The following is a 22,432-nucleotide window of genomic DNA, read 5'->3' on the forward strand; positions in this document are numbered from 1 at the left end:
TCCCGTGTCAGAGTCGACCACCCCCGCCACCACCTCCGCCGAACCGCGGACCCTCGGCATCATCATGAACGGCGTCTCGGGCCGCATGGGATACCGTCAGCACCTCGTCCGCTCGATCCTCGCGATCCGCGAGCAGGGCGGCGTGCTGCTCTCGGACGGCACCCGAGTGCAGCTCGAGCCGCTGCTCGTCGGCCGCAGCGAGGCCAAGCTCGCCGAGCTCGCCGCGAAGCACGGTCTGCAGCACTGGACCACCGACCTCGACGCCGCGCTCGCCGACCCGAAGTGGCAGATCTACGCCGACTTTCTGGTCACCAAGGCCCGCGTCCCCGCGTTGAAGAAGGCCATCGCCGCCGGCAAGGACATCTACACCGAGAAGCCCACCGCCGAGAGCTACGCCGAGGCGCTCGAGATCGCCGAGCTGGCCGAGGAGGCCGGCATCAAGAACGGCGTCGTGCACGACAAGCTCTACCTGCCCGGCCTGCAGAAGCTCAAGCGCCTGATCGACTCCGGATTCTTCGGCCGCATCCTCTCGGTGCGCGGCGAGTTCGGCTACTGGGTCTTCGAGGGCGACTGGCAGGACGCTCAGCGCCCCAGCTGGAACTACCGCAAGGAGGACGGCGGCGGCATCATCGTCGACATGTTCCCGCACTGGAACTACGTGCTCGAGAACCTGTTCGGCGCCGTCGAGGGCGTCTACGCCAAGGCCGCGACCCACATCCCGGTGCGCGTGGACGAGAACGGCGACGAGTACACCGCCACCGCCGACGACGCGGCCTACGCGATCTTCGACGTCGCGGGAGGCGCGACCGTGCAGCTCAACTCCTCCTGGGCCGTGCGCGTGAACCGCCCGGAGCTCGTAGAGTTCCAGGTCGACGGCACCCTCGGCAGCGCGGTCGTCGGGCTCTTCGGCGCCAAGGTGCAGCCGCGCGTCGCGACCCCCAAGCCGACCTGGAATCCCGACCTGCCCGAGCAGCACGTCTACGCCGAGGACTGGCAGGAGCTGCCCGTCAACGACGTCTTCGAGAACGGCTTCAAGACGCAGTGGGAGGAGTTCATCCGCCACGTGGTCGAGAACGGCCCGCACTCGTACGACTTCTTCGCCGGCGCCCGCGGCGTCCGCCTCGCCGAGCTGGGCCTCGAGTCGGCCCGCGAGGGCCGCCGGATCGACGTCGCCGCGCTCGACGCCGCGGCCGACGAGCAGGCCCTCGCCGCCTCCGCCGCCACCTCCGCCGAGGTCGCTCCGTGACCGACGTCACCCTGCTCGCCGCGGACGGATCGCTCCGCGTGCACACCGTCTCGGCCGCGCCGGACCTCGTCCGACCGCGCCGTCCGCTGGGCGCGCGGGTGGCCTACGCGGCCGCGCACGTCGTCCCGGTCACCTGGGCCGAGAACACCCCCGGCAGCCCCGCGGCCGTCGACTGGGACGCGACGCTCGCGTTCCGGCACCACGTCTGGTCGTGGGGCCTCGGAGTCGCCGACGCGATGGACACCGCCCAGCGCAACATGGGCATGGACTGGGCCGCGACCACCGAGCTCATCCGCCGCAGCGGCGCCGAGGCGGCCTCGGTCGGCGGCGACGTCGTGGTCGGAGTGAACACGGACCAGCTGACCGACGAGGTCGTGCCGCTCGAGCGCGTCATCGACGCGTACCTCGAGCAGCTCGAGGTCGCGGAGGACGCCGGAGTCGGCGTGGTGCTGATGGCCAGCCGCCATCTCGCCCGCGCGGCGCAGTCCGGCGCGGACTACGAGCGCGTCTACCGCGCCGTGCTCGAGCGGGCCTCGCGCCCGGTCGTGCTGCACTGGCTCGGACCGGCGTTCGACTCCGTGCTCACCGGCTACTTCGGCAGCGAGGACGTCGCCACGGCATCGGACACCGTGATCCGCATCATCGAGGACAACCTCGCGAAGGTGCGCGGCATCAAGATGTCGCTGCTCGACGCGGACGCCGAGATCGCGGTGCGAGCGCGCCTCCCGTTCGGCGCGACGCTCTTCACCGGCGACGACTTCAACTACGTCGGCCTGATCGAGGGCGGGCAGGACGCCGACGGCGAGGTGCGCCACTCCGACGCGCTCCTCGGGGCGTTCGCCGCGTTCGCACCGAACGCCTCCGCCGCGATCCAGGCGCTCGACGTCGACGACGTCGAGGCCTACCGCCGCGTCCTGGGGCCCACCGAGGCGCTCGCTCGCCAGGTCTTCGCGGCGCCCACGCAGTACTACAAGACCGGCGTGGCGTTTCTCTCGTGGCTGAACGGCCACCAGACCGCGTTCGCGATGGTCGGCGGACTGCACTCGGCGCGCTCGCTGCCGCACCTCTCCGAGATCGTGCGGCTGGCCGACGAGGCCGGAGCGCTCGAGCGCCCGGAGCTCGCCGCCGCCCGCTGGACGGGCCTGCTCGCCGTGAACGGCGTCGATGCGCTCCGGACGGTGCTCGCATGACCGCGCTCGATCCGGTGGTGCGGGCCGATGCGACCACCGTGCATCCGCGGCTCTCGCTGAACCAGGCGACCATCAAGTACGCGGACCTGCGCGAGGCACTCGACGTCACCGCGCGGGCCGGCTACTCCTCGATCGGCCTGTGGCGCGAGCCCATCGCCGAGGTGGGGGTCGCGGAGGCGATGCGCCTGGTCGCCGAGAGCGGCCTGCGCGTCTCGAGCCTGTGCCGGGGCGGCTTCTTCACCGTGCCCGAGGGGCCGGACCGCCGCGCGGCCCTCGAGGAGAACCGCCGAGCCATCGACGAGGCGTCCGCGCTGGGCGCACCGGCGCTGGTGCTCGTCGCGGGCGGCCTGCCGACCGGCTCGCGCGACCTCGTCGGCGCGCGCGCCCGGGTCTCGGAGGCGCTGGCCGAGCTGGCCGACTACGCACGCGGCTCCGGAGTGCAGCTGGCGATCGAGCCGCTGCACCCGATGTACGCGTCCGATCGCGCCGTCGTCTCGACGCTCGGCCAGGCCCTCGACCTCGCCGCGCCGTTCGAGGCGGCCGCGGTCGGCGTCGTGGTCGACACGTTCCACGTCTGGTGGGACCCGCAGGTGCTGCCGCAGATCCTGCGCGCCGGGGCGGAGGGGCGCATCGCCTCGTACCAGGTGTGCGACTGGGCCACTCCGCTCGCCGCCGACGTGCTGCTCTCGCGCCACTACGTGGGCGAGGGGGTCATCGACTTCGCGCTGCTCACGCAGACCGTCGTCGAAGCGGGCTACACGGGCGACATCGAGGTCGAGATCTTCCACCAGGAGGTCTGGGACACGGCGTACGCGGACGTCGCGGCGAAGGTCGCGGCGGGCTTCGCGGAGCACGTGGCTCCGCATCTCTGACGCGCGGTCGGCGCGCCGCCGACCCGCCGCTCAGGCCTCGGCGAGCGCCAGCGTGACGACGAGCGCCGAGTGGACCGTCGGCTCCGAGACCGCGAAGTAGCGCTCGGAGCCGTCGATCCAGGCCTCGGTCGCGCCCTCGCGGGTGCGGAAGCGCACCGCCTCGTCGATGTCCGTGCCGCGACCGTCGGCCTTGGCGACGGCCTGCGCGCGGAGCCCCTCGAGCACCTGCTCGGCGCTCTCCTGCCCGGAGGCGATGCGCTCGCGCACGACGCGGGTGCGGGCCGCGTCGATCCCGACGTCGCGACCGGTGGCCAGCGCCGCGACGACGGCGCCCTCGCAGTGGGCGATGCTGATGCGCATCCGCTCGAGGGCGGGGTGCTCCCCCGCGAGGACGGGGCGGCCGTGCGGTCCGCCGCAGCGGGCGCAGCGGGCCTCCACCGCGATCTCGAGCGGATCGATGCCGAGCGTCTCGGCGGCGAGCTCGCGCACGAGCACCCGGCCCAGGAGGAAGCTGTCGCGCGCCTCGCGGCGGCCGGTGGCTTCGAAGCGCAGGCGCTCGGCGAGGGTGAGGAGGCGGAGCATCCGGTGCCGCGAGGAGTCGAGCACCTCGGGGCGCGCCCAGCGCAGCTGGACGTCGTCGGTGGCGAGGAGGGGGAGTCCGGTCATGGACCGCACGGTACGGGCCGCAGGCGTCCTCGACGTGACGACCGGGTGGCCGGGGGGCGACGCGGCGAAGGGGAGAGGGGGCTCGTCCCGCACGCGCGCCCTCGTGTTGACTGGAGGGGATGCAGACGTTCCTCCCGTTCCCCGACTTCCACGCGAGCGCGAGCTCCCTCGACGACCGGCGCCTGGGCAAGCAGCGCGTCGAGACGCTGCAGGTGATGAAGGCGCTCACCGTCGCCGGCTACGGCTGGCAGCACCACCCGGTCACCGCGATGTGGCGCGGCTACCGGCCCGCGCTGATGGAGTACCAGCGCGAGACCTGCGCCGTCTGGACGGAGCGGGGCTTCGCCGACACCTGCCTCGTCAAGACGATGGCCGTGCTCGAGACGGTGCCGGAGGACGCCGAGGCGTACCTGCTCGACGGCTTCCCGGTGCCGCCGTGGCTGGGCCGGGAGGAGCTGCACCGCTCGCACCGCTCCAAGCTGCTCGCGAAGGCTCCGGAGTTCTACGCGCCGCGCTTCCCCGGCACCCCCGACGACCTCGACTACGTCTGGCCCGTCGCGACGTCCTGAGCGGTCAGTGCGCGGTGCGGCGGCGGAGGAACGGGATCGCGAGCGGGTTGCGGAACACGTGCCCGCGGTTCGCCGAGACGAGGCCGCAGATGATCACCACGAGGTGGGCCACGGCCAGCACCGCGAAGACCGTGATCGGGATGCCGATCGGGTAGAAGCTCGTCGACGGCGCGTCGGCGGTCAGCGCGAAGAGCAGCACGAAGTGGCCGACGAGGCAGAGGACGGTGATCAGGACCGTCGTGAGACCCCAGTTCGCCGCCCGCCGGCCGTTCTCGGCGGCCGCTCCCCCGCGCCGCCGGGCCGACGGGTACACGGCCGCCATCACGACGCCCGCGACGATCAGCGAGAGGAACGGGATCCCGGTCAGGGCGAGGAAGCCGAGGGCGTAGGGCATCGCCCCGGTGGGCGGCGCGGGCTGCGCGGGCGGCAGCGCTTCCGGACGGGGGTCGGGAGGGGTGCTCGACATACCAGCACCCTAGAAGACCGGCTTCCCGGAAGGGACCCCGCCCCCGCCGCCGCGCTCATCCCGCCCTCAGGGCGAGCGCCGGCTCGATCCGCGCGGCACGGAGCGCCGGTCCGACCGCGGACAGCGCCCCCGCCCCCACGCCCGCGACCAGGCCGACGGCGGCGCTGGTCGCGTCGAGCACGGGCGACCAGCCCTGCAGACCGCTGAGCACCGAGGTCGCGAGGACGCCGAGAGCGAGCCCCGAGACCCCACCCGCCAATCCGATGACCGCTCCCTCGATGAGGAACAGCAGGCGGATGTCGCGTCGGGTCGCTCCGACGGCCCGCCGCAGCGCGATCTCGCGGGTGCGGGCCGACACGGCGAGGAACATCGACGTGGCGCTGCTGAAGCAGACCAGCAGGAGCAGCACGGCCGAGACCACGAGCAGGTTGGACGCGAGGTCGCTGCTCACCCCGCGGGCGAGCAGCCGCAGGTCGGCGACGGTCTCGACGACGACCCTCTCGGGATGCCCCGGGTCGACGGCGAGCGGGATCGATCCGGCCACCGCGGCCGGACGACCCGGGCTCGTCCGGGCGACGACCTGGCGCTCGGACCGCGGAGGAACGGACAGGTCGGTGAGCGAGACGAGGATCGACTCCGTCAGCGCGGGATCCCGCTCCGAGGACGTGAGGAACCCCGCGACGACGACGGACTGCCCTGCGATGCGGATCGTGTCCCCCGTGCGCCCGATGGGGATCCCGAGGTCCTCCGCCGCTCCGATCCCGAGCAGTGCGACGGGCACGCCGTCGACGACGTCGAGCCAGGCCGGCGCCGTCGTGGGGGCGACCGCGACCAGCTCGACGGCGAGGAACGACTCGTCGACCGCCAGGACGGTCGCCTCCGTCGACAGTCCGTCCGGCCCGAGGAGACGCCCCGGTCGTCCCTCCGATCCCGTGAGCAGGACCCTCGGGCCCGCCGCGGAGACTCCGCCGAGACCGGCGATCGCCGCGGCCGCGTGCCGCAGGTCCTCGTCCGAGGAGGACTCGGGCATCCGGACGGTCACCTGGTCGAGCGCCGCGGCGTCGAGGCGCTCGGTCACCTGCTGCGCGGCGGTGGCGCTGATCCCGACCGAGGACACGAGTCCGGCGATCGCGAGGACGAAGGCGGCCAGGACCCCCAGGGTGCGGGCGGGCGAGAGGAGCAGCGCGGACACGGCGTCGGCGAGCACCCAGGCCGGACCGCGTCGCCCCCGCTCCCGCGGCACCGCGGTCGCCACTCCTCCGGGCACCCCGAGCCGATCGTCGACGCCGTCGCCGCTGTCGGCGACGATCGCGCCGTCCTCGAGTCGGATCCGCCGTCCCGCGACCGCGGCGACCTCCGCCGAGTGCGTGATGAGCACGACCGTGACCCCGCTGCGGTGCAGCTCGACGAGCAGGTCCATCACGACCGCGGTCGTCGCCGAGTCGAGGTTCCCCGTGGGCTCGTCGGCGAGGACGACCGCGGGCCGGCCGACCACGGCGCGGGCCAGGGCGACCCGCTGGCGCTCCCCGCCCGACAGCGTGCCGGCGGGCTGCTCCGCCAGTCGGAGCAGCCCGAAGCGGTCGAGCACCGCGGCGACGGCGGTGGTCTGCGACTCGTGGGACTCCCTCCGCATCCGCAGGGGCAGCGCCGCGTTGCGAGCGACGCTCTCGCCCGGCAGCACGAACGAGTCCTGGAACACGAAGCCGAAGGTGCACGCCCGCAGGGCGTCCCGGTCGCCCTCCGGCAGCTGCGAGACGTCGAGCCCGCCGATCCGGTACTCCCCCGCGTCGGACGAGTCGAGGAGCCCGAGCACGTTGAGGAGCGTCGACTTGCCCGCTCCGGAACGGCCGACGACGGCGACGAACTCGCCCTCGTGCACGTCGAGGTCGATGCCCTGGAGCGCGAGGGTGCCGGTCGTGCCGGCGTAGCGCCGCGAGACGCCGCGGAGGGACAGGAGCGGCACGGTCACGGGCCCACCTCGATCCGATCGCCCTCGAGGAGCCCCGACTCCTCGTCGATGCGCACCCAGCCGTCGCCGGAACCGAGCACCTGGACCGGCACCCGCTCTCCCCGGTCGAAGCCCGCCGTCTCGGAGGAGACGACGTAGGGGTCCGTGGACGCGTCGTGGACCGCCGTGAGCGGCACCGCCAGCACCGGCTCGCCCGCCTCGACGGTCGTGAGCGTGACCGTCGACTTCTCGGCGAGATCGGCCCAGTCGGCCGGGAGGTCGACGCGCACGTCGCGTCCCGACACGCTCTGCGCGGTCCCGTCGGCGGCGACGAACCCGCCGACCGTTGCGACGGTGCCGCTCTGCTCGGGCCGTCCGCTCGCCCGCAGGGTCACCGCGGTCCCGACGACGAACTCGTCCGCATCGAGGACGCTCGCGCGGGCGACCACCCGGCGCGGGCTCGTCAGCAGCGTCGCGAGCGGGGCGCCGGCCTCGGCGATCGCGCCGACGTCGAGCACGGTCAGCACGCCGACCGCGTCGGCGTGCAGCTGCACGATCTGCGCCACGTCGATGTAGGCCTCCGGAGCCGCAGCGATCGCCGGAGTCGTGGCCGTCGCGGGAGGTGTCGTCGCCGTCGCGACGGGAGCACCGGTGGCCACCGGACCCGGTGCCGACGGGGACGGCGCCGGAGCGACCACCTCGCCGGGACGGGTCGGCAGGTCGTACCCGAGCCGCTGCCAGAGCTGCTCCGCCGCCGCGAGGGTGCGGGCGGTGAAATCCTCGTCGACGTCGAAGTCGCCGGGGACCACGGCCTTCAGCGCGGTCTCGAACGCCCGCACGTCCTTCCCCTCGTCGCCCACGCGGAGGTCGCGGTACAGGGGCGAGGCGACGTGCAGCGCGATCCGGGGCCGGTCGGCGACGGCGAGCAGGAGCCCTCCGTTGACGAGCGCCGCTCCCGCAGCGGTGCCGACCTCGGTCACGTAGGGCAGCACGTCCTCACCGCCCGCGTCGCGGAAGGCGACCGTCGTCGTGTCCCCCGCGTCGACGGCCCCCTGCAGCATCCGGGCCGGATCGATGGAGCGCCTCTCGACCGCCGCGTCGACCGGCGGAGGAGCCAGGAGCGCCTCGTCGTCGACGTCCGACGTCGAGCGCATCGAGGCCCCGAGCGCGACTCCCGCGGCACCGACCAGTAGCACCGCGACCGCGAACACCGCCAGAGCGCGCGGACGCACGACGGCGGGCAGGCGGACACGGGAGGGCGGCTCGTCGCTCACCGGCCGCTCCCCGCGATGATCCTGTCGGCCCGCTCGACGATCTCCCGCTCCTTCTCGGCGACCTCGTCCAGAGCCGCCCGCTCCCGATCGATGAGGGCCGCCTGGTACTGCGCCTCGAGCGAGCTCAGCGTCTCGACCAGCTCGGTCCTCGCCTTGCACTCGACGTCGAGGACGGCCGTCCTGATCGCCGCCTCGGGATCCTCGGGCACCTCGGGAGCCCAGGGCGACGTCTCGCCCTCGCGCAGGCGGAGTCCCTCCGCGACGAGGCAGTCGGTCCACCTGGCCCTCGCCTCGTCCCAGCGCGGGTCCGTCATCGCGAGCATCTTCGCGTCGTCGGCGACCTGCTTGGCCGGACCGGAGATCGCCAGCTCCTCGTCTCCGCCGTAGCCGCGCCCGGGCTCCGGGATCCGGGGTGTCGACTCGAGGCAGACGTCGAACGCGGGATCCCATCCGGGATCCGCCGCCGCGGCCGCCATCAAGGCCTCGTTCGCCGCCTCCATCACCGCGTCGTTCGCGGGGTCGAGCCCGTACCCCCACTGCCGGGCGTTCTCCGGGCTCCAGATCCCGTACAGCGTGTCGGGCAGCATGCCCGACGTCGTGAGGTCGAAAGCGGCCGGAGGGTAGGTCCGCCCGCCCTCCCGCATGCACGCGTCCCAGAGCAGCGCGTTCGCCTGGCCGACCCGGCCGAGCGCGGCGGGAGACAGGAAGAAGGCGTCGATCGGGAACGTCATCGTCTCGTTCGCCGCGTCCAGGCCGGCCCTGACGTCCGCGTATTCACTGATGTCGACGCGCTCCGGCATCGTGGCGCCGGTCGGTTCGGGGCCCGGCCCGGTGCACGCGCAGAGCGCGAGCACCGGGACCAGGACGAGCGGCGGGAGCAGGCGGACCCCCGCCATCAGTCGACGCTCGAGATGAAGTCGTTCCAGTCGGAGTGGTACCAGACCCCGGGCGAGCGGTCCTGGAGGTTCGAGATCTTCTCGTACGCCTTCACCTTCAGGTACTGGCCTCCGCGGTCGATGTGCTCGAACCAGGTCTTCTGACCCGGGTACCGGTTCTTGATGCTCGAGATGGAGTCGTTGAAGATGCGGCCGCCGACGGCGTAGTACTCGTGGTAGTTGGCGTTGCCGCGGCCGGAGTAGCTGCTCGAGTAGTCCTTGTCGGTCCAGACGCAGCTGAAGCCGGTGGGGCACTGACTCTCCGCCGCGGTGGCGGCGGGAGCAGCGAGGGTCGCTGCGGCGACCGCTACGAGGGCGAAAGCGCTTGCGCGCCGGGTGAGGGACATGGGATCTCCTTCGGATCGGTGAGGTTTCCTCGGAGAGTAGGGACAACACCGGTATGGCGCAACGGCGCGACCCTGTGGAGGAAGCCCCTGGGCCACCGGCGCGCGGCACCGAGGAGAACGGACGGGCCGCGTCACCGCACTGAGGCCGCGCTCTCCCGAGCGGCCACTGCACCCGACCCGCTCGCCGTCATCCTGTGTTTCTTCTCAGGCGATCACCAGCCCGTGGCGCCCGAGCATCCCCGACCCGCCGAGCCCGGCGCGCACGCGCCGACCGCCCGGCTGCCTCCGCCCCGCGTCCCAGCCCCCTTTCAGGCCTCGGACCGGGCCTTCGTCTTCAGGAGGTCTCGGGTTAGTCTGTCGAGGTTGACCTGTCGCAGAGCGCGTCAGGGCGTCGGTCGCGACCGTCGCGAGACCGGGGGTACCCGAAGGAGACGGATTGGCGACGGACAGACGGACCACCGGCGGCGTGATCAAGGCGATCGTCGGCTTCCTGGGCATGAGCGTCGTGGCCGGAGTCCTCGTGACCGCCACGGTGACGCCCGCTGTGGCGATCGCCGGCGTCGCCGCGAACCAGTCCATCGGCGTCTTCGACGGCCTCCCCGAGTACCTCGAGGTCGACAAGCTCTCCGAGAAGAGCAACATCTTCGCCACGCGCGCCGACGGCTCGACCCAGCTGCTCGCGTCCTTCTACGTCGAGAACCGCGTCGAGGTCCCGCTCGACCAGATCTCGCAGTTCGCCAAGGACGCCGCGGTCTCGGGTGAGGACCCGCGCTTCTACGAGCACGGCGGAGTCGACCTCCCCGGCACCCTGCGCGCGGTCGCTCAGACCTACGTGCTCGGCAACGACGTGCAGGGCGGCTCCTCCATCACGCAGCAGTACGTGAAGAACGTGCTCATCGAGAAGGCCGTCCGCAACATCACCGACGAGGCCGAGCGCGCCGCGGCGATCGAGAGCGCGACGAAGACCACTCCCGAGCGCAAGCTCCGCGAGATGAAGCTCGCGATCGGTCTCGAGAAGGAGTACACGAAGGACCAGATCCTCCAGGGCTACCTGAACATCGCGTTCTTCGGCGGCACCACCTACGGCCTCGAGACGGCCGCCAACTACTACTTCAACACCACCGCCGCGAACCTCACGATCGCCCAGGCCGCGAGCCTCATCGCGATCGTGAACAACCCGGCGAACCTGCGCCTGGACCAGCCCGACGACCCCGACAACGGCGCCGCGAACGGGTACGCCCGCAACAAGGACCGGCGCGACTACATCATCGGCAAGATGCTGGAGGAGGGGAAGATCACGCAGGCGGACCACGACGCGGCCCTCGCCACGCCGGTCCAGCCCGCGATCACCGAGCCCAGCACCGGCTGCTCGACCGCCGGCAACGCGGGCTTCTTCTGCGACTACGTCACGAACGTCCTCAAGAACTCCCCCACCTTCGGCGACAACGAGGACGCGCGGTGGACGAACTTCCGCCGCGGCGGCCTCGACGTCTACACGACGCTCGACGTCTCCCTCCAGGACACGGCGGTGAACGCCGTGAACGCGCAGGTCCCCGAGACGTGGAACTTCGACGTCGGAGCCGTCTCCGTCAGCGTCGAGGTCGGCACCGGCCGAGTGCTCGCGATGACGCAGAACAAGAAGTACTCGCAGGACCCCGACGTCCTGAACGCCGACGCCTCCTACAGCGCGATCAACTTCAGCACCGACAAGGCCTACGGCGGCTCCTCCGGCATCCAGCCCGGATCGACCTACAAGCTCTTCACCCTGATCGAGTGGCTGAAGGAGGGGCACAGCATCAACGAGCGCGTCGACGGCACGCGCAAGTCGACCTGGGGCACCTTCACCGACTCGTGCGTGGACGGCGGAACCGACACGAGCAACGAGACGAGCGCCAAGAACGACGAGGGCGGCACCGGAGAGGTGGGCACTCCCGTCTCCTTCACGAAGACGTCGCTGAACACCGGCTTCGTCGGCATGGCGCGCAAGCTCGACCTCTGCGGCATCCGCGACACCGCGCTCGACATGGGCGTGAAGCAGGGCAGCGGCGCCGAGCTCGAGCACAACCCGTCCTCGGTCCTCGGCACCAACTACGTCTCGCCGCTCTCGATGGCCGGCGCGTACGCGACCGTCGCCTCGGGCGGCATCACCTGCGACCCGATCGCGATCGACCGCATCACCGACACCGCCGGGGTGGAGCAGCCGGTCCCGCCGGCCAACTGCCGCCAGTCGATCGACGCGAACGTCGCGGCCACCGCCGCCGTCGCCCTGCAGTCGACCTTCACCGCGGGCGGAACGGCGACCGCGTCGCGCACCCGCGACAGCATCCCGCTGATCGGCAAGACCGGAACGACCGACAGCGCCGCCGCCACCTGGATGAGCGGAGCGAGCACCCGGGTCGCGACCGTCGTCGGCGTCTTCAACGTGAAGGGCACCGCGAACCTGCGCCTCCGTCAGTTCAACTTCGACTCCGGGTCCGCGGCGACCGCCCGTCACCGCATCTGGCCGGTCGTGATGGCGGCCGCGAACGCCGAGTACGGCGGAGCGGCCTTCCCGAAGGCGAACGGCTCGCTCCAGGTCGTGCCGCGGGTCGAGATCCCCGATGTGACGGGGCTCGCCCTCGCGGATGCGAAGGCCAAGCTGTCCGCGGCGGGCTTCCCCCTCATCGAGGGCGGCACCGAGGCGTCCGACGCCCCGGTCGGCACCGTGACGCGCCAGGACCCGTCGGGCTCGGCTCAGGCGGGCACCGGCATCACGGTGTTCACCAGCAGCGGGAACCAGAAGACGGTGCCGGACGTGACGGGTCAGGACCTGGAGGCGGCGAAGGCCGCTTTCGGGGCCGCCGGATTCACGCAGATCACGCTGTCCTGCACCGAGGCCGGCGATGCGCCGGACACCGGGAAGGTGACCGGTCAGGAGCCGGCGGGCGGCTCCTCCGTCGCCCCGGACGCAGCCCTGAAGGTCTCGATCACCGCGAAGAAGTGCCCCTGACGGGGTGACTCCCAGGCGCTGAGACCCTCTCGGGGGCGCAGAACTACTGCCCGCGCCCCCGGATCGCCCCGACGATCGCGACCACCGCGAAGTGCACGATGAGCGCCGCGATGCCGAAGCACGCCAGCGCCCCGCTCGCCTCGGCGTAGGGCCGTGCCGCGTCGGTCATCGACCCCGGAGTGACGACGTCGAGCGCGAAGAAGCCGACGGCGAGCCCGAAGCAGACGAGCGAGATCCAGAGCAGGGCGCGGATCGCGCGACCGACCGGGTCGTAGTAGCGCGGGTTCGACATCGGGCCTCCGGTTCTCGTGCTCTCCCGTGTCTATCCGCCGGAGCGGGCCCGCGCAAGCGGCCCGGCGCACACCACGACGCCCCGGCTCCCGAGGTGAGGGAGCCGGGGCGTCGGCGGGTGGCGGGCTAGGCCGCCAGCGGCATCCGCGACGAGGACGTCACGACCAGCTCGCCGCCGACCGCGTCGACGTGCACCGCGCCTCCGTCGGTCACGTCACCGCTCACGAACAGGTCGGCGATGCGATCGTCGACCGAGCGCTGCACGAGGCGGCGGAGCGGACGGGCTCCGTACTGCGGCTCGTAGCCGTGCTCCGCGAGCCAGTCGATCGCCGACTCCGTGACCTCGAGCGACACCTCGCGCGGCGCGAGACGGGCCCGCGTCGCGTCGAGCACGATGCCCACGATCTCGCGGAGCTGCTCGCGACCGAGCTTGCGGAACAGCACGATCTCGTCGATGCGGTTGAGGAACTCGGGCCGCATCGCCTCGCGGAGCCGGCCCATGACGCGGTCGCGCAGGTCCTTCCCCGAGGCGAAGCCCTCGGCCGACGCGTCGCTCTGCGCGACGAAGCCGAGCGCGCCGGAACGCGAGGCCAGGAACTCCGACCCCAGGTTCGAGGTCATGATGATCACCGTGTTGCGGAAGTCGACCGTGCGGCCCTGACCGTCGGTCAGACGCCCGTCGTCGAGCACCTGCAGGAGCAGGTTGAACACGTCGGGGTGCGCCTTCTCGATCTCGTCGAACAGCACGACGGAGTAGGGGTTCCGCCGCACGCGCTCGGTGAGCTGGCCGGCCTCGTCGTAGCCGACGTACCCGGGAGGGGCGCCGACCAGCCGCGAGACGGTGTGCCGCTCGCCGAACTCGCTCATGTCGAAGCGGATCACGGACTGCTCGTCGGCGAAGAGCGAGCCGGCCAGCGTGCGCGCCAGCTCGGTCTTGCCGACGCCCGTCGGACCGAGGAACAGGAACGAGCCGACGGGACGCGAGGCGTCGCCGAGGCCGGTCCGGCTGCGGCGGACGGCGCGCGCGACCGCGGTCACCGCGTCGTCCTGGCCGATGACGCGCCGGTGCAGCTCGTCCTCGAGGTGCGCGAGCCGCTCGCGCTCCCCCTCCGTCAGGCGCGACACGGGGATGCCCGTGGCGCGGGCCACGACGGCCGCGATCTCCGTCTCGCCCACCTCGGCCCCGGTCGTCGCGCGTCCGGTCGAGGTCGCGGCGTCGAGCTGTGCCTGCACCGAGGAGATCTCGTCGCGCAGTCGCGACGCCTCCTCGTAGTGCTCGGCCGAGACGGCCGCGTTCTTGTCGCCCTCGAGCACCGCGAGGCGCTCGAGCAGGGCCGCGGTGTCGACTCCGGCGCCCAGCGAGAGGCGGAGGCGCGCACCGGCCTGGTCGATCAGGTCGATCGCCTTGTCGGGCAGCACGCGGTCCGGCAGGTAGCGGTCCGACAGCTCCACGGCGGCGCGCAGGGCGTCGTCGGTGAAGCTCACGCGGTGGTGCTCCTCGTAGGCCTGACGCAGTCCGTGCAGGATCGCGATCGCGTCCTCCACAGACGGCTCGCCCACGCGGACGGGCTGGAAGCGGCGCTCGAGCGCCGGGTCCTTCTCGATCGTGCGGTACTCCTTGAGTGTGGTCGCTCCCACCAGGTGCAGCTCGCCGCGGGCCAGCCGGGGCTTGAGGATGTTGCCCGCGTCCATGCCGCCCTCGCCGGCACCACCGGCGCCGACGACGGTGTGCACCTCGTCGATGAAGACGATCAGCTCGCCCGAGCGGGCCGCGATCTCGTCCATCGTCTTCGTCAGGCGCTCCTCGAAGTCGCCGCGGTAGCGGGTGCCGGCGAGCATGCCGGGGAGGTCGAGGGAGACGACGCGCTTGTCGCGCAGCTGCTCCGGGACCTCGCCCGCCACGATCGCGCGGGCCAGGCACTCGACGATCGCGGTCTTGCCGACGCCGGCCTCCCCGACGAGCACCGGGTTGTTCTTGGTGCGCCGGCTGAGGATCTCGATGGTCTGCTCGATCTCGTCGGCGCGGCCGATCACCGGGTCGAGCTTCCCGTCGCGGGCGAGCTGCGTGAGGTCGGTGCCGTACGTGTCGAGCATCGGCGTCTCGGAGGCAGGCGTGCCGGTCTCCTGCTGCTGCTCCGGACCGGTGGTGACGGTCTCGCGCAGTCCCTGGGTGAGCGCCTCCGCCGTCACGCCGGCACGCGCCAGGACCTGCCCGGCGGGCGCGTCCTGACCGAGCACGAGCGCGAAGAAGAGGTGCTCGGGGTCGATGTAGGTCGATCCGCTCGAGCGGGCGACCTGGTAGCTGTGGAACAGCGCCCGCTGGGCGCTGGGCGTGATGGTGGCGGCGTTCGGCGACGCCTGCCCTTCGGCGGCCTGCGGCAGGCGCGCCTCCGTCGCGGTCGCGATCGCGCCGGGGTCGACGCCGATGCGCCGGACGGCCTGCGCGACGGCCTCGTCGTCGACGAGGACGCGCAGCACGTGCAGCGCGTCGAGCTCGGTCTGGCCGCGCTCGAGGGCGAAGCGTCCTGCGGACTGCAGGATGCTCTGGGTACGGGCGGTGAGGAATCGGCTGAGGTCGATGGACCGCGCCGCGCGGGCGCGCTCACCGTCGAGGTAGCGGGCGAGGAAGTCGTCGAACGAGCTCGCTCCGGCCTCGTTGAAGTTGTCGGGCACCAGTCCTCCTGAAGAGTTGAGTCACTTGCACTCAAGTTCAACGCGGAGGGGCGGATCCTATTCCCGGGTCTTCGCTGTACAGCTCCCCCCGCCCTCGGTACCGTCGAGTCATGAGCAGTGACGGAGGAGAGGTGCGTGCGCAGGAGCGCGCGAGACCGACGGCTCCGTCGCTGCAGGAGCTGCGAGCGCACCGCGAGGAACTGCTCGACCTGGCGTCTCGCTCCGGGATCACCTCGGTCGCCGTCTTCGGTTCGGTCGCGCGCGGCACATCGACGAGCGGCAGCGACATCGACCTGATCGTCGACGCCGAACCCGGCACGAGCTACTTCTCCCTCGCGGCCTTCGCTCTCGGCGCGGAAGCGCTTCTCGGTCGCTCCGTCGACGCCGTCTTCCGGTCAGGTCTGCGTCGAGGACGAGACGACGCCGTGCTCCGCGATGCGGTGCCTCTGTGACGGACCGATCGGCACGCTGGCTCGACCTGATCGTCGAGGACTGCGCGAGAGCCCAGGCCCTCGTCGATCGCGGGCGGGACGCCTTCGACGCGGACCCCGCACTCCCTCTGGCGTTCGAGGCGCTCGCGAATCGGATCGGCGACCTCGCGAAGCGGCTCGCGCACGACGATCCGCAGCGCTTCTCGGAAGCACTGTGGTCGATCGCCGCGAAAAACCGGGACTTCATCGTCCACCACTACGACGTCGTGGATCGCGACCGACTCTGGCTCACGGTGGCGACGGATTTCCCATCCGTCGCCGATCTCGCCCGCTCGAAGCGGGGCGAGAGCCGACTCGGTGATTGACAGCCGCGGGTGCTGAGCACGTGGAGATCGAGTTCGCCGCCGTCGTCGTCTTCTGGCGAGGGCCGGCGCCCTGGCACTTCGTGCGGGTTCCGGAGGAGCACGTCCCGGCGATCGCGGACGCCGCAGCGCACGTGTCCTACGGCTGGGGAATGATCCCCGCGACGGTCGTGCTCGGCTCGAGCACTTGGAGCACGTCGCTTTGGCCGAAGGACGGCGGCTACCTGGTGCCGCTCAAGACCGCGGCGCGCCGGGCGGAAGGCGTCGAGGTCGACTCCGCCGTCACCGTTCGCCTGCGCATCTGACGCCTCCCGGACGAGCGAGAGGGCACGACCGGAGTCGTGCCCTCTCTGTGCGCCGACGCGCCTTTCCTCCGGGGTGGGAGCTCTAGGGGACCGTGTAGCCGGCGGCGCGGAACATCTCGTACCACTCGGCCCGGGTCAGGGGGATGTCGGAGCCGAGTGCCGCGTCGTGCACGCGCTGCTCGTTGGTGGTGCCGAGCACGACCTGCATGTTCGCGGGGTGGCACGTGATCCATGCGGTCGCGATCGCGATCGCGGGCACGTCGTACTGCGCGGCGAGGCGGTCGATCACGGCGTTGAGCTCCGTGTACGCGGGGTTGTCGAGGAAGACGCCGGTGAAGAAGCCCGCCTGGAACGGCGACCACGCCTGCACGGTGATGTCGTTGAGACGGCAGTAGTCGACGATGCCGCCGTCGCGCATGATCGACTGGTCGAGCGCCGCCATGTTCGACGCGACTCCCTGCGCGATCAGCGGAGCGTGCGTGACCGAGAGCTGCAGCTGGTTCGCCACGATCGGCTGGTTCAGCGACTTCTTCAGCAACTCGATCTGGAACGGCGTGTGGTTCGAGACGCCGAAGTGCGTCACCTTGCCGGCGGCGTGCAGCTCGTCGAAGGCGCGGGCGACCTCGTCCGGCTCGACGAGCGCGTCGGGGCGGTGCAGGAGCAGCACGTCGATGCGGTCGGTCCGAAGAGCCTTCAGCGACCCCTCGACGGACTCGACGATGTGCTCGTAGGAGAAGTCGAAGTACGGGCCGTCGCCGACGATGCCGCACTTGGTCTGCAGCACGATCTCGTCGCGCTGGGACGGGGTGAGCTGCATCGCCTCGGCGAAGCGCTCCTCGCAGTGGTGCACGGCGTTGCCGTAGACGTCGGCGTGGTCGAAGAAGTCGATGCCGGAGTCGCGCGCGGTGCGCACGAGATCGCGGATGGCGTCGTCGATCATGTCGGGGATGCGCATGAGGCCGAGGACGACGTTCGGGGATTCGATGCCGGAGGCACCGAGGGGGACGTGCTTCAAGGGGGACTCCTTCGTCGGGTACTCCCCCACGGTAGGGGGGGCGGCTGAGTGGCGTCCAACAGCGGGTGCTGGTGCGATTCATGCGACGGAGTGGTCAATCCGGACGCTTGCTCGTCCCCCATCCCGGTGGCAGGGTGCCGTCATGACGATCGAGGTGCGCCCGGCGTCCGTCTTCGACGACGTCGCGACGATGAACGGGCCGAAGCGAGCGGATGCGAGCGTGTGCTGGTGCCTGAGCTACCGGCTGCGCTCCTCCACCGAGAACACCTCACTCCGCGGTCCTGCGCGGGGCGAACGGATGCGCGAACTGGTGGCGCAGGATCCCCCGCCGGGCGTGCTCGCCTACGACGGCGACGAGGTGGCGGGCTGGGCCGCCGTGCACCGCCACGCCGACACGAGCTACGCGAAGAACCGCAGGATCCCGCACGTCGACGACCTCGATGTGTGGACCGTCTGGTGCATCCGCGTCCGCCCGGGCTTCCGCCGCCGCGGCATCTCGCACGCCCTGCTCGCGGGAGCCGTCGACTTCGCTCGGTCTCACGGCGCTCCGGCGATCGAGGGCTACCCGGTCGACAACCACGGCGCGACGGTCGAGCAGACAATGGCGTACGTCGGGACCCGCGCCCTCTTCGAGCGCGCCGGCTTCTCCTGGGCAGCCGATACCACCTCCGTGCTGAACGGCTTCCCGCGGGTGCTGATGCGCCTGCCGCTCTGACATACCACGGCGATATGATGCGGTCGTGAACCTCGACCGCCTCCCTCTCGGTGCCGTCCTGCGGCGCGCCCGCGAGGACGTCGCGATGTCCCAGACGGCGCTCGCGGCCGCCGCCGGCCTGCGCCAGCCGAACATCGCCGCGATCGAAGCCGGGTCGCGACGCCCGAGCCCGGAACTGCTCGAGCGAGTCCTCCGGGCCGCCCGGCTCCGCCCGTCGATCGTCCTGGAGTACCTCGCCGACGACGTCCGGCAGCTCGCCGCGGACCACGGACTGAGCGACGTCCGGGTGTTCGGATCCGCTGCCCGGGGCTCGGACGACGAGCGGAGCGACATCGACCTGCTCGCCGCGGCGGATCCCTCCATCGACTTCCTCCGCCTGGCCGCGTTCCGCGGTCGCGCGGAGGAGCTCCTCGGATTCCCGGTGGACGTCGTGATCGACAGCCCTGACGACGACGTCGTGGCCGCGATCCGCCGCGAGGCGGTGCCGCTGTGACCGCGCCGGACGAGGGAGGCACGACGCCGAACCGCTTCACCGCCCGCCCCCGACGTCCCGCCGACGACACCGACAAGCGCTCCCGGCTGATCCTCGAGGCGGATCGGCTCCTCTCCCGCCTCGATCGTGCCGCCCGGGACGGCGAGGCCGAGTTCGTCCGCCCGGTGTCGGACAGCAGGGACATCGGCGCGCTCGCCCTGATCACTCTCGCCGAGTTGGTGCACCGCGACCTGCCGGCCGCCGTCGTCGCACAGCTGCCCAGCGACGCGGTCGAAGGGCTGCGAGCGACACGGAACATCGCCGCGCACCACTACTCCGCGCTCGACAACGAGCGCCTGTGGGCGACCGTGACCGAGCACGCCCCCGCTCTGCTCCGCACGATCCGGGCCGCGCTCCTCGACGGCTGACCACCTCACCCCCGTGCGAACGAGGAACGGCCCCTCACCCGTGTCGGGGAGGGGCCGTTCGCCGTGGAGGACCGGACGTGGTGTCGACGCCTAGAAGTCCCAGTCCTCGTCCTCGGTGTTCACGGCCTTGCCGATCACGTAGGAGGAGCCGGAGCCCGAGAAGAAGTCGTGGTTCTCGTCCGCGTTGGGCGAGAGGGCCGACAGGATCGCGGGGTTCACATCGGTGACCTGCTTGGGGAACATCGGCTCGTAGCCGAGGTTCATCAGGGCTTTGTTGGCGTTGTAGTGCAGGAACTTCTTGACGTCCTCGGTCAAGCCGAGCTGGTCGTAGAGGTCCTGCGTGTACTGCGCTTCGTTGTCGTAGAGCTCGTAGAGCAGCGAGAACGTGTAGTCCTTGATCTCGTCGCGCTTGGCCTGGTCGACGCGCTCGAGGCCCTTCTGGAACTTGTAGCCGATGTAGTAGCCGTGCACGGCCTCGTCGCGGATGATGAGGCGCACGAGGTCGGCCGTGTTGGTGAGCTTGGCCCGCGAGGACCAGTACATCGGCAGGTAGAAGCCGGAGTAGAAGAGGAACGACTCGAGCAGCGTCGAGGCGACCTTGCGCTTCAGCGGGTCGTCGCCGCGGTAGTAGTCCATGACGATCTCGGCCTTCTTCTGAAGGTTCGGGTTCTCCACGGACCAGCGGAACGCCTCGTCGATGTCCTGCGTGTTGGACAGCGTCGAGAAGACCGACGAGTAGCTCTTCGCGTGCACCGACTCCATGAACGCGATGTTCGTGTAGACGGCCTCCTCGTGCGGGGTGATCGCATCGGGGATGAGCGAGACCGCGCCGACCGTGCCCTGGATGGTGTCGAGCAGGGTCAGGCCCGTGAACACGCGCATCGTGAGCTGCTGCTCCTGGTGGGTCAGCGTGTTCCACGACTGGATGTCGTTGGACAGCGGGACCTTCTCGGGCAGCCAGAAGTTGCTCGTGAGGCGGTTCCAGACCTCCACGTCCTTGTCGTCCTGGATGCGGTTCCAGTTGATGGCGTTGACGTGGCTGACCAGCTTGAGCTTCTCAGGGGGAGTCATGATCTCTTCTTCGTGCGGATAGGTCGTGCAGAGGTGTCGAAAGGGGCAGCGGCGGACGCTACAGCATGCAGCTGACGCAGCCGTCGACCTCCGTGCCCTCCAGCGCGAGCTGGCGGAGACGGATGTAGTAGATGGTCTTGATGCCCTTGCGCCAGGCGTAGATCTGCGCGCGGTTGATGTCGCGGGTGGTCGCGGTGTCCTTGAAGAACAGGGTGAGCGAGAGGCCCTGGTCGACGTGCTGCGTCGCCGCGGCGTAGGTGTCGATGATCTTCTCGTAGCCGATCTCGTACGCGTCCTGGTAGTACTCCAGGTTGTCGTTCGTCATGAACGGCGCCGGGTAGTAGACGCGGCCGAGCTTGCCCTCCTTGCGGATCTCGATCTTCGACGCGATCGGGTGGATCGAGGACGTCGAGTTGTTGATGTACGAGATCGAGCCGGTCGGCGGGACGGCCTGCAGGTTCTGGTTGTAGATGCCGTGCTCCATGACCGAGGCCTTGAGTGAGCGCCAGTCGTCCTGGGTGGGGACGGCGATGCCGGCCTCGGCGAAGAGGCGGGCGACGCGCTCGGTGGCGGGAGCCCACTCCTTCTCGGTGTAGGTGTCGAAGAACTCGCCCGAGGCGTACTTCGAGTCGGCGAAGCCCTCGAAGGTGGTGCCGCGCTCGATCGAGATGTTGTTGGAGGCGCGCAGGGCGTGGAACAGCACCGAGTAGAAGTAGATGTTGGTGAAGTCGATGCCCTCCTCGGATCCGTAGTGGATGCGCTCGCGGGCGAGGTAGCCGTGCAGGTTCATCTGGCCCAGGCCGATGGCGTGCGACTTGTCGTTGCCGTCCTCGATCGAGCGGACCGAGGTGATGTGCGACTGGTCGGACACCGAGGTGAGGCCGCGGATCGCGGTCTCGATGGTGCGGCCGAAGTCGGGCGAGTCCATGGTCAGCGCGATGTTCATCGAGCCGAGGTTGCAGGAGATGTCCTTGCCGATGGTGGCGTAGGAGAGGTCCTCGTTGTAGGTCGTCGGGGTGTTGACCTGCAGGATCTCGGAGCACAGGTTCGACATGTTGATGCGGCCCTTGATCGGGTTCGCCTTGTTCACCGTGTCCTCGAACACGATGTAGGGGTAGCCCGACTCGAACTGGATCTCGGCGATGGTCTGGAAGAACTCGCGCGCCGAGATCTTGGTCTTCTTGATGCGCGGGTCGTCGACCATCTCGCGGTACTTCTCGGAGATCGAGATGTCGCCGAAGGGCAGGCCGTAGACGCGCTCGACGTCGTACGGCGAGAAGAGGTACATGTCCTCGTTGTTCTTCGCGAGCTCGAACGTGATGTCGGGCACGACGACGCCGAGGGACAGCGTCTTGATGCGGATCTTCTCGTCGGCGTTCTCGCGCTTGGTGTCGAGGAAGCGCAGGATGTCGGGGTGGTGCGCCGAGAGGTACACGGCTCCCGCACCCTGGCGGGCGCCGAGCTGGTTGGCGTAGCTGAAGCTGTCTTCCAGGAGCTTCATCACGGGGATGATGCCCGAGGACTGGTTCTCGATCTGCTTGATCGGGGCGCCGGCCTCGCGGATGTTGGAGAGCGAGAGCGCCACTCCGCCGCCGCGCTTGGAGAGCTGCAGCGCGGAGTTGATGCCGCGGGCGATCGACTCCATGTTGTCCTCGATGCGCAGGAGGAAGCACGAGACGAGCTCGCCGCGCTGGGCCTTGCCCGTGTTGAGGAACGTGGGGGTCGCGGGCTGGAAGCGGCCGGCGACGATCTCCTCGACGAGGGCGACGGCGAGCTTCTCGTCGCCCTGGGCGAGTCCGAGGGCGGTCATCACGACGCGGTCCTCGAAGCGCTCGAGGTAGCGCTTCCCGTCGAACGTCTTGAGCGTGTACGACGTGTAGTACTTGAAGGCGCCGAGGAACGTCGCGAAGCGGAACTTCTTGGAGTAGGCGAGGTCGTTCAGCTGCTGGATGAACTCGAACGAGTACTGATCGAGCACGGCCTGCTCGTAGTACTCCTTCTCGACCAGGTAGTCCAGGCGCTCCTTGAGGGAGTGGAAGAACACGGTGTTCTGGTTGACGTGCTGCAGGAAGTACTCGCGAGCGGCCTCGCGGTCCTTGTCGAACTGGATCTCTCCGTTCGGGCCGTACAGGTTCAGCATCGCGTTGAGCGAGTGGTAGTCCATCTG

Annotated in this window: 22 protein-coding genes; 11 read left to right on the forward strand and 11 right to left on the reverse strand. The window is 70.8% G+C overall.

Annotated elements, in window-relative coordinates:
* The first annotated feature begins 64 nt into the window (after positions 1-64).
* The 3 genes from C1I63_RS20000 to C1I63_RS17870 are packed head-to-tail and all read left to right on the forward strand — an operon-like array spanning position 65 to position 3,308.
* Positions 65-1,246, forward strand: coding sequence for a Gfo/Idh/MocA family protein (locus C1I63_RS20000; protein WP_107575951.1), 1,182 nt, complete (start codon positions 65-67; stop codon positions 1,244-1,246).
* Positions 1,243-2,436: a DUF993 family protein gene (locus tag C1I63_RS20005; RefSeq protein WP_107575640.1), complete on the forward strand. Its 1,194-nt coding sequence runs from the start codon at positions 1,243-1,245 to the stop codon at positions 2,434-2,436. The genes C1I63_RS20000 and C1I63_RS20005 overlap by 4 nt, the downstream gene beginning before the upstream one ends.
* Positions 2,433-3,308: a sugar phosphate isomerase/epimerase family protein gene (locus C1I63_RS17870; RefSeq protein ID WP_107575641.1), complete on the forward strand. Its 876-nt coding sequence runs from the start codon at positions 2,433-2,435 to the stop codon at positions 3,306-3,308. The genes C1I63_RS20005 and C1I63_RS17870 overlap by 4 nt, the downstream gene beginning before the upstream one ends.
* Positions 3,309-3,338: 30 nt before the next feature.
* On the opposite strand, the gene C1I63_RS17875 is transcribed toward C1I63_RS17870, so the two are convergent.
* The gene (locus C1I63_RS17875; protein WP_055791139.1) at positions 3,339-3,974 is read right to left on the reverse strand and encodes a 4'-phosphopantetheinyl transferase family protein; all 636 of its coding nucleotides are present in this window, start codon (positions 3,972-3,974) and stop codon (positions 3,339-3,341) included.
* Between the two features lie 119 nt (positions 3,975-4,093).
* Here C1I63_RS17875 and C1I63_RS17880 point away from each other — a divergent pair, with 119 nt between their 5' ends.
* A complete protein-coding gene (locus C1I63_RS17880) occupies positions 4,094-4,543 on the forward strand; it encodes an MSMEG_6728 family protein (protein ID WP_107575642.1) in 450 nt (149 codons plus the stop codon).
* Between the two features lie 4 nt (positions 4,544-4,547).
* Here C1I63_RS17880 and C1I63_RS17885 read toward each other — a convergent pair whose 3' ends face one another.
* From C1I63_RS17885 to C1I63_RS17905, 5 genes are read right to left on the reverse strand one after another with little or no spacing between them, the layout of a single operon-like run.
* Complete coding sequence (locus tag C1I63_RS17885) at positions 4,548-5,009, reverse strand: DUF4870 domain-containing protein (RefSeq protein WP_107575643.1); 462 nt, start codon at positions 5,007-5,009, stop codon at positions 4,548-4,550.
* 55 nt (positions 5,010-5,064) lie between these two features.
* Positions 5,065-6,978: an ABC transporter ATP-binding protein/permease gene (locus C1I63_RS17890; RefSeq protein WP_107575644.1), complete on the reverse strand. Its 1,914-nt coding sequence runs from the start codon at positions 6,976-6,978 to the stop codon at positions 5,065-5,067.
* Positions 6,975-8,231: an efflux RND transporter periplasmic adaptor subunit gene (locus C1I63_RS17895; protein WP_107575645.1), complete on the reverse strand. Its 1,257-nt coding sequence runs from the start codon at positions 8,229-8,231 to the stop codon at positions 6,975-6,977. The genes C1I63_RS17890 and C1I63_RS17895 overlap by 4 nt, the downstream gene beginning before the upstream one ends.
* A complete protein-coding gene (locus tag C1I63_RS17900; RefSeq protein ID WP_107575646.1) occupies positions 8,228-9,127 on the reverse strand; it encodes a hypothetical protein in 900 nt (299 codons plus the stop codon). The genes C1I63_RS17895 and C1I63_RS17900 overlap by 4 nt, the downstream gene beginning before the upstream one ends.
* A complete protein-coding gene (locus tag C1I63_RS17905) occupies positions 9,127-9,513 on the reverse strand; it encodes a peptidase inhibitor family I36 protein (RefSeq protein ID WP_107575647.1) in 387 nt (128 codons plus the stop codon). Before C1I63_RS17905 ends, C1I63_RS17900 begins: the two co-directional genes overlap by 1 nt.
* A gap of 436 nt (positions 9,514-9,949) precedes the next feature.
* On the opposite strand from C1I63_RS17905, the gene C1I63_RS17910 reads away from it, so the two are divergent.
* Positions 9,950-12,502 (forward strand): transglycosylase domain-containing protein, encoded by a 2,553-nt coding sequence (locus C1I63_RS17910; RefSeq protein ID WP_146168484.1) that lies wholly within the window; start codon positions 9,950-9,952, stop codon positions 12,500-12,502.
* Between the two features lie 43 nt (positions 12,503-12,545).
* Here the strand turns inward: C1I63_RS17910 and C1I63_RS17915 are convergent, their stop codons facing one another.
* The gene (locus tag C1I63_RS17915; RefSeq protein WP_055791114.1) at positions 12,546-12,794 is read right to left on the reverse strand and encodes a hypothetical protein; all 249 of its coding nucleotides are present in this window, start codon (positions 12,792-12,794) and stop codon (positions 12,546-12,548) included.
* Positions 12,795-12,919: 125 nt separating this feature from the next.
* Complete coding sequence (locus tag C1I63_RS17920) at positions 12,920-15,466, reverse strand: ATP-dependent Clp protease ATP-binding subunit (RefSeq protein WP_107575649.1); 2,547 nt, start codon at positions 15,464-15,466, stop codon at positions 12,920-12,922.
* A gap of 110 nt (positions 15,467-15,576) precedes the next feature.
* On the opposite strand from C1I63_RS17920, the gene C1I63_RS17925 reads away from it, so the two are divergent.
* Genes C1I63_RS17925 through C1I63_RS17935 form a run of 3 tightly spaced genes read left to right on the forward strand, consistent with a single transcriptional unit; the run spans position 15,577 to position 16,564 of the window.
* Positions 15,577-15,918, forward strand: a complete 342-nt coding sequence (locus tag C1I63_RS17925; protein WP_107575650.1) for a nucleotidyltransferase family protein — start codon at positions 15,577-15,579, stop codon at positions 15,916-15,918.
* The gene (locus C1I63_RS17930) at positions 15,915-16,262 is read left to right on the forward strand and encodes a HepT-like ribonuclease domain-containing protein (RefSeq protein WP_107575651.1); all 348 of its coding nucleotides are present in this window, start codon (positions 15,915-15,917) and stop codon (positions 16,260-16,262) included. The genes C1I63_RS17925 and C1I63_RS17930 overlap by 4 nt, the downstream gene beginning before the upstream one ends.
* 20 nt (positions 16,263-16,282) lie before the next feature.
* Positions 16,283-16,564, forward strand: coding sequence for a DUF1905 domain-containing protein (locus tag C1I63_RS17935; RefSeq protein WP_107575652.1), 282 nt, complete (start codon positions 16,283-16,285; stop codon positions 16,562-16,564).
* An 82-nt stretch (positions 16,565-16,646) separates the two neighbouring features.
* On the opposite strand, the gene C1I63_RS17940 is transcribed toward C1I63_RS17935, so the two are convergent.
* Entirely contained in the window at positions 16,647-17,579 is a 933-nt protein-coding gene (locus tag C1I63_RS17940; protein WP_280523130.1) for an aldo/keto reductase, read from the reverse strand.
* Between the two features lie 142 nt (positions 17,580-17,721).
* On the opposite strand from C1I63_RS17940, the gene C1I63_RS17945 reads away from it, so the two are divergent.
* From C1I63_RS17945 to C1I63_RS17955, 3 genes are read left to right on the forward strand one after another with little or no spacing between them, the layout of a single operon-like run.
* Positions 17,722-18,294, forward strand: coding sequence for a GNAT family N-acetyltransferase (locus C1I63_RS17945; RefSeq protein WP_107575653.1), 573 nt, complete (start codon positions 17,722-17,724; stop codon positions 18,292-18,294).
* Positions 18,295-18,319: 25 nt separating this feature from the next.
* On the forward strand, positions 18,320-18,787 hold the full coding sequence (locus C1I63_RS17950) for an XRE family transcriptional regulator (RefSeq protein ID WP_107575654.1): 468 nt from the start codon (positions 18,320-18,322) through the stop codon (positions 18,785-18,787).
* A complete protein-coding gene (locus tag C1I63_RS17955) occupies positions 18,784-19,194 on the forward strand; it encodes a HepT-like ribonuclease domain-containing protein (RefSeq protein WP_107575655.1) in 411 nt (136 codons plus the stop codon). Before C1I63_RS17950 ends, C1I63_RS17955 begins: the two co-directional genes overlap by 4 nt.
* A 90-nt stretch (positions 19,195-19,284) precedes the next feature.
* On the opposite strand, the gene nrdF is transcribed toward C1I63_RS17955, so the two are convergent.
* Both nrdF and nrdE read right to left on the reverse strand, forming a co-directional pair.
* Entirely contained in the window at positions 19,285-20,265 is a 981-nt protein-coding gene (gene nrdF, locus C1I63_RS17960; protein WP_107575656.1) for a class 1b ribonucleoside-diphosphate reductase subunit beta, read from the reverse strand.
* Between the two features lie 58 nt (positions 20,266-20,323).
* Positions 20,324-22,429 carry a class 1b ribonucleoside-diphosphate reductase subunit alpha gene (gene nrdE / locus C1I63_RS17965; RefSeq protein ID WP_055791597.1) on the reverse strand — a complete coding sequence of 702 codons (2,106 nt, stop codon included), beginning with the start codon at positions 22,427-22,429 and terminating at the stop codon, positions 20,324-20,326.
* Positions 22,430-22,432: the final 3 nt, after the last annotated feature.

The sequence above is a fragment of the Rathayibacter caricis DSM 15933 genome (genome assembly GCF_003044275.1).
GTDB lineage: Bacteria > Actinomycetota > Actinomycetes > Actinomycetales > Microbacteriaceae > Rathayibacter > Rathayibacter caricis.

Excerpts from the sequence above, each read along its gene's own strand:
- C1I63_RS17945 (WP_107575653.1), top strand. The coding sequence starts at position 17,722 with ATGACGATCGAGGTGCGCCCGGCGTCCGTCTTCGACGACGTCGCGACG.
- C1I63_RS17875 (WP_055791139.1), bottom strand. The coding sequence starts at position 3,974 with ATGACCGGACTCCCCCTCCTCGCCACCGACGACGTCCAGCTGCGCTGG.
- nrdF (WP_107575656.1), bottom strand. The coding sequence starts at position 20,265 with ATGACTCCCCCTGAGAAGCTCAAGCTGGTCAGCCACGTCAACGCCATC.
- C1I63_RS20000 (WP_107575951.1), top strand. The coding sequence starts at position 65 with ATGAACGGCGTCTCGGGCCGCATGGGATACCGTCAGCACCTCGTCCGC.
- C1I63_RS17880 (WP_107575642.1), top strand. The coding sequence starts at position 4,094 with ATGCAGACGTTCCTCCCGTTCCCCGACTTCCACGCGAGCGCGAGCTCC.
- C1I63_RS17905 (WP_107575647.1), bottom strand. The coding sequence starts at position 9,513 with ATGTCCCTCACCCGGCGCGCAAGCGCTTTCGCCCTCGTAGCGGTCGCC.
- nrdE (WP_055791597.1), bottom strand. The coding sequence starts at position 22,429 with ATGGACTACCACTCGCTCAACGCGATGCTGAACCTGTACGGCCCGAAC.
- C1I63_RS17885 (WP_107575643.1), bottom strand. The coding sequence starts at position 5,009 with ATGTCGAGCACCCCTCCCGACCCCCGTCCGGAAGCGCTGCCGCCCGCG.
- C1I63_RS17900 (WP_107575646.1), bottom strand. The coding sequence starts at position 9,127 with ATGGCGGGGGTCCGCCTGCTCCCGCCGCTCGTCCTGGTCCCGGTGCTC.
- C1I63_RS17915 (WP_055791114.1), bottom strand. The coding sequence starts at position 12,794 with ATGTCGAACCCGCGCTACTACGACCCGGTCGGTCGCGCGATCCGCGCC.
- C1I63_RS17925 (WP_107575650.1), top strand. The coding sequence starts at position 15,577 with ATGAGCAGTGACGGAGGAGAGGTGCGTGCGCAGGAGCGCGCGAGACCG.
- C1I63_RS17870 (WP_107575641.1), top strand. The coding sequence starts at position 2,433 with ATGACCGCGCTCGATCCGGTGGTGCGGGCCGATGCGACCACCGTGCAT.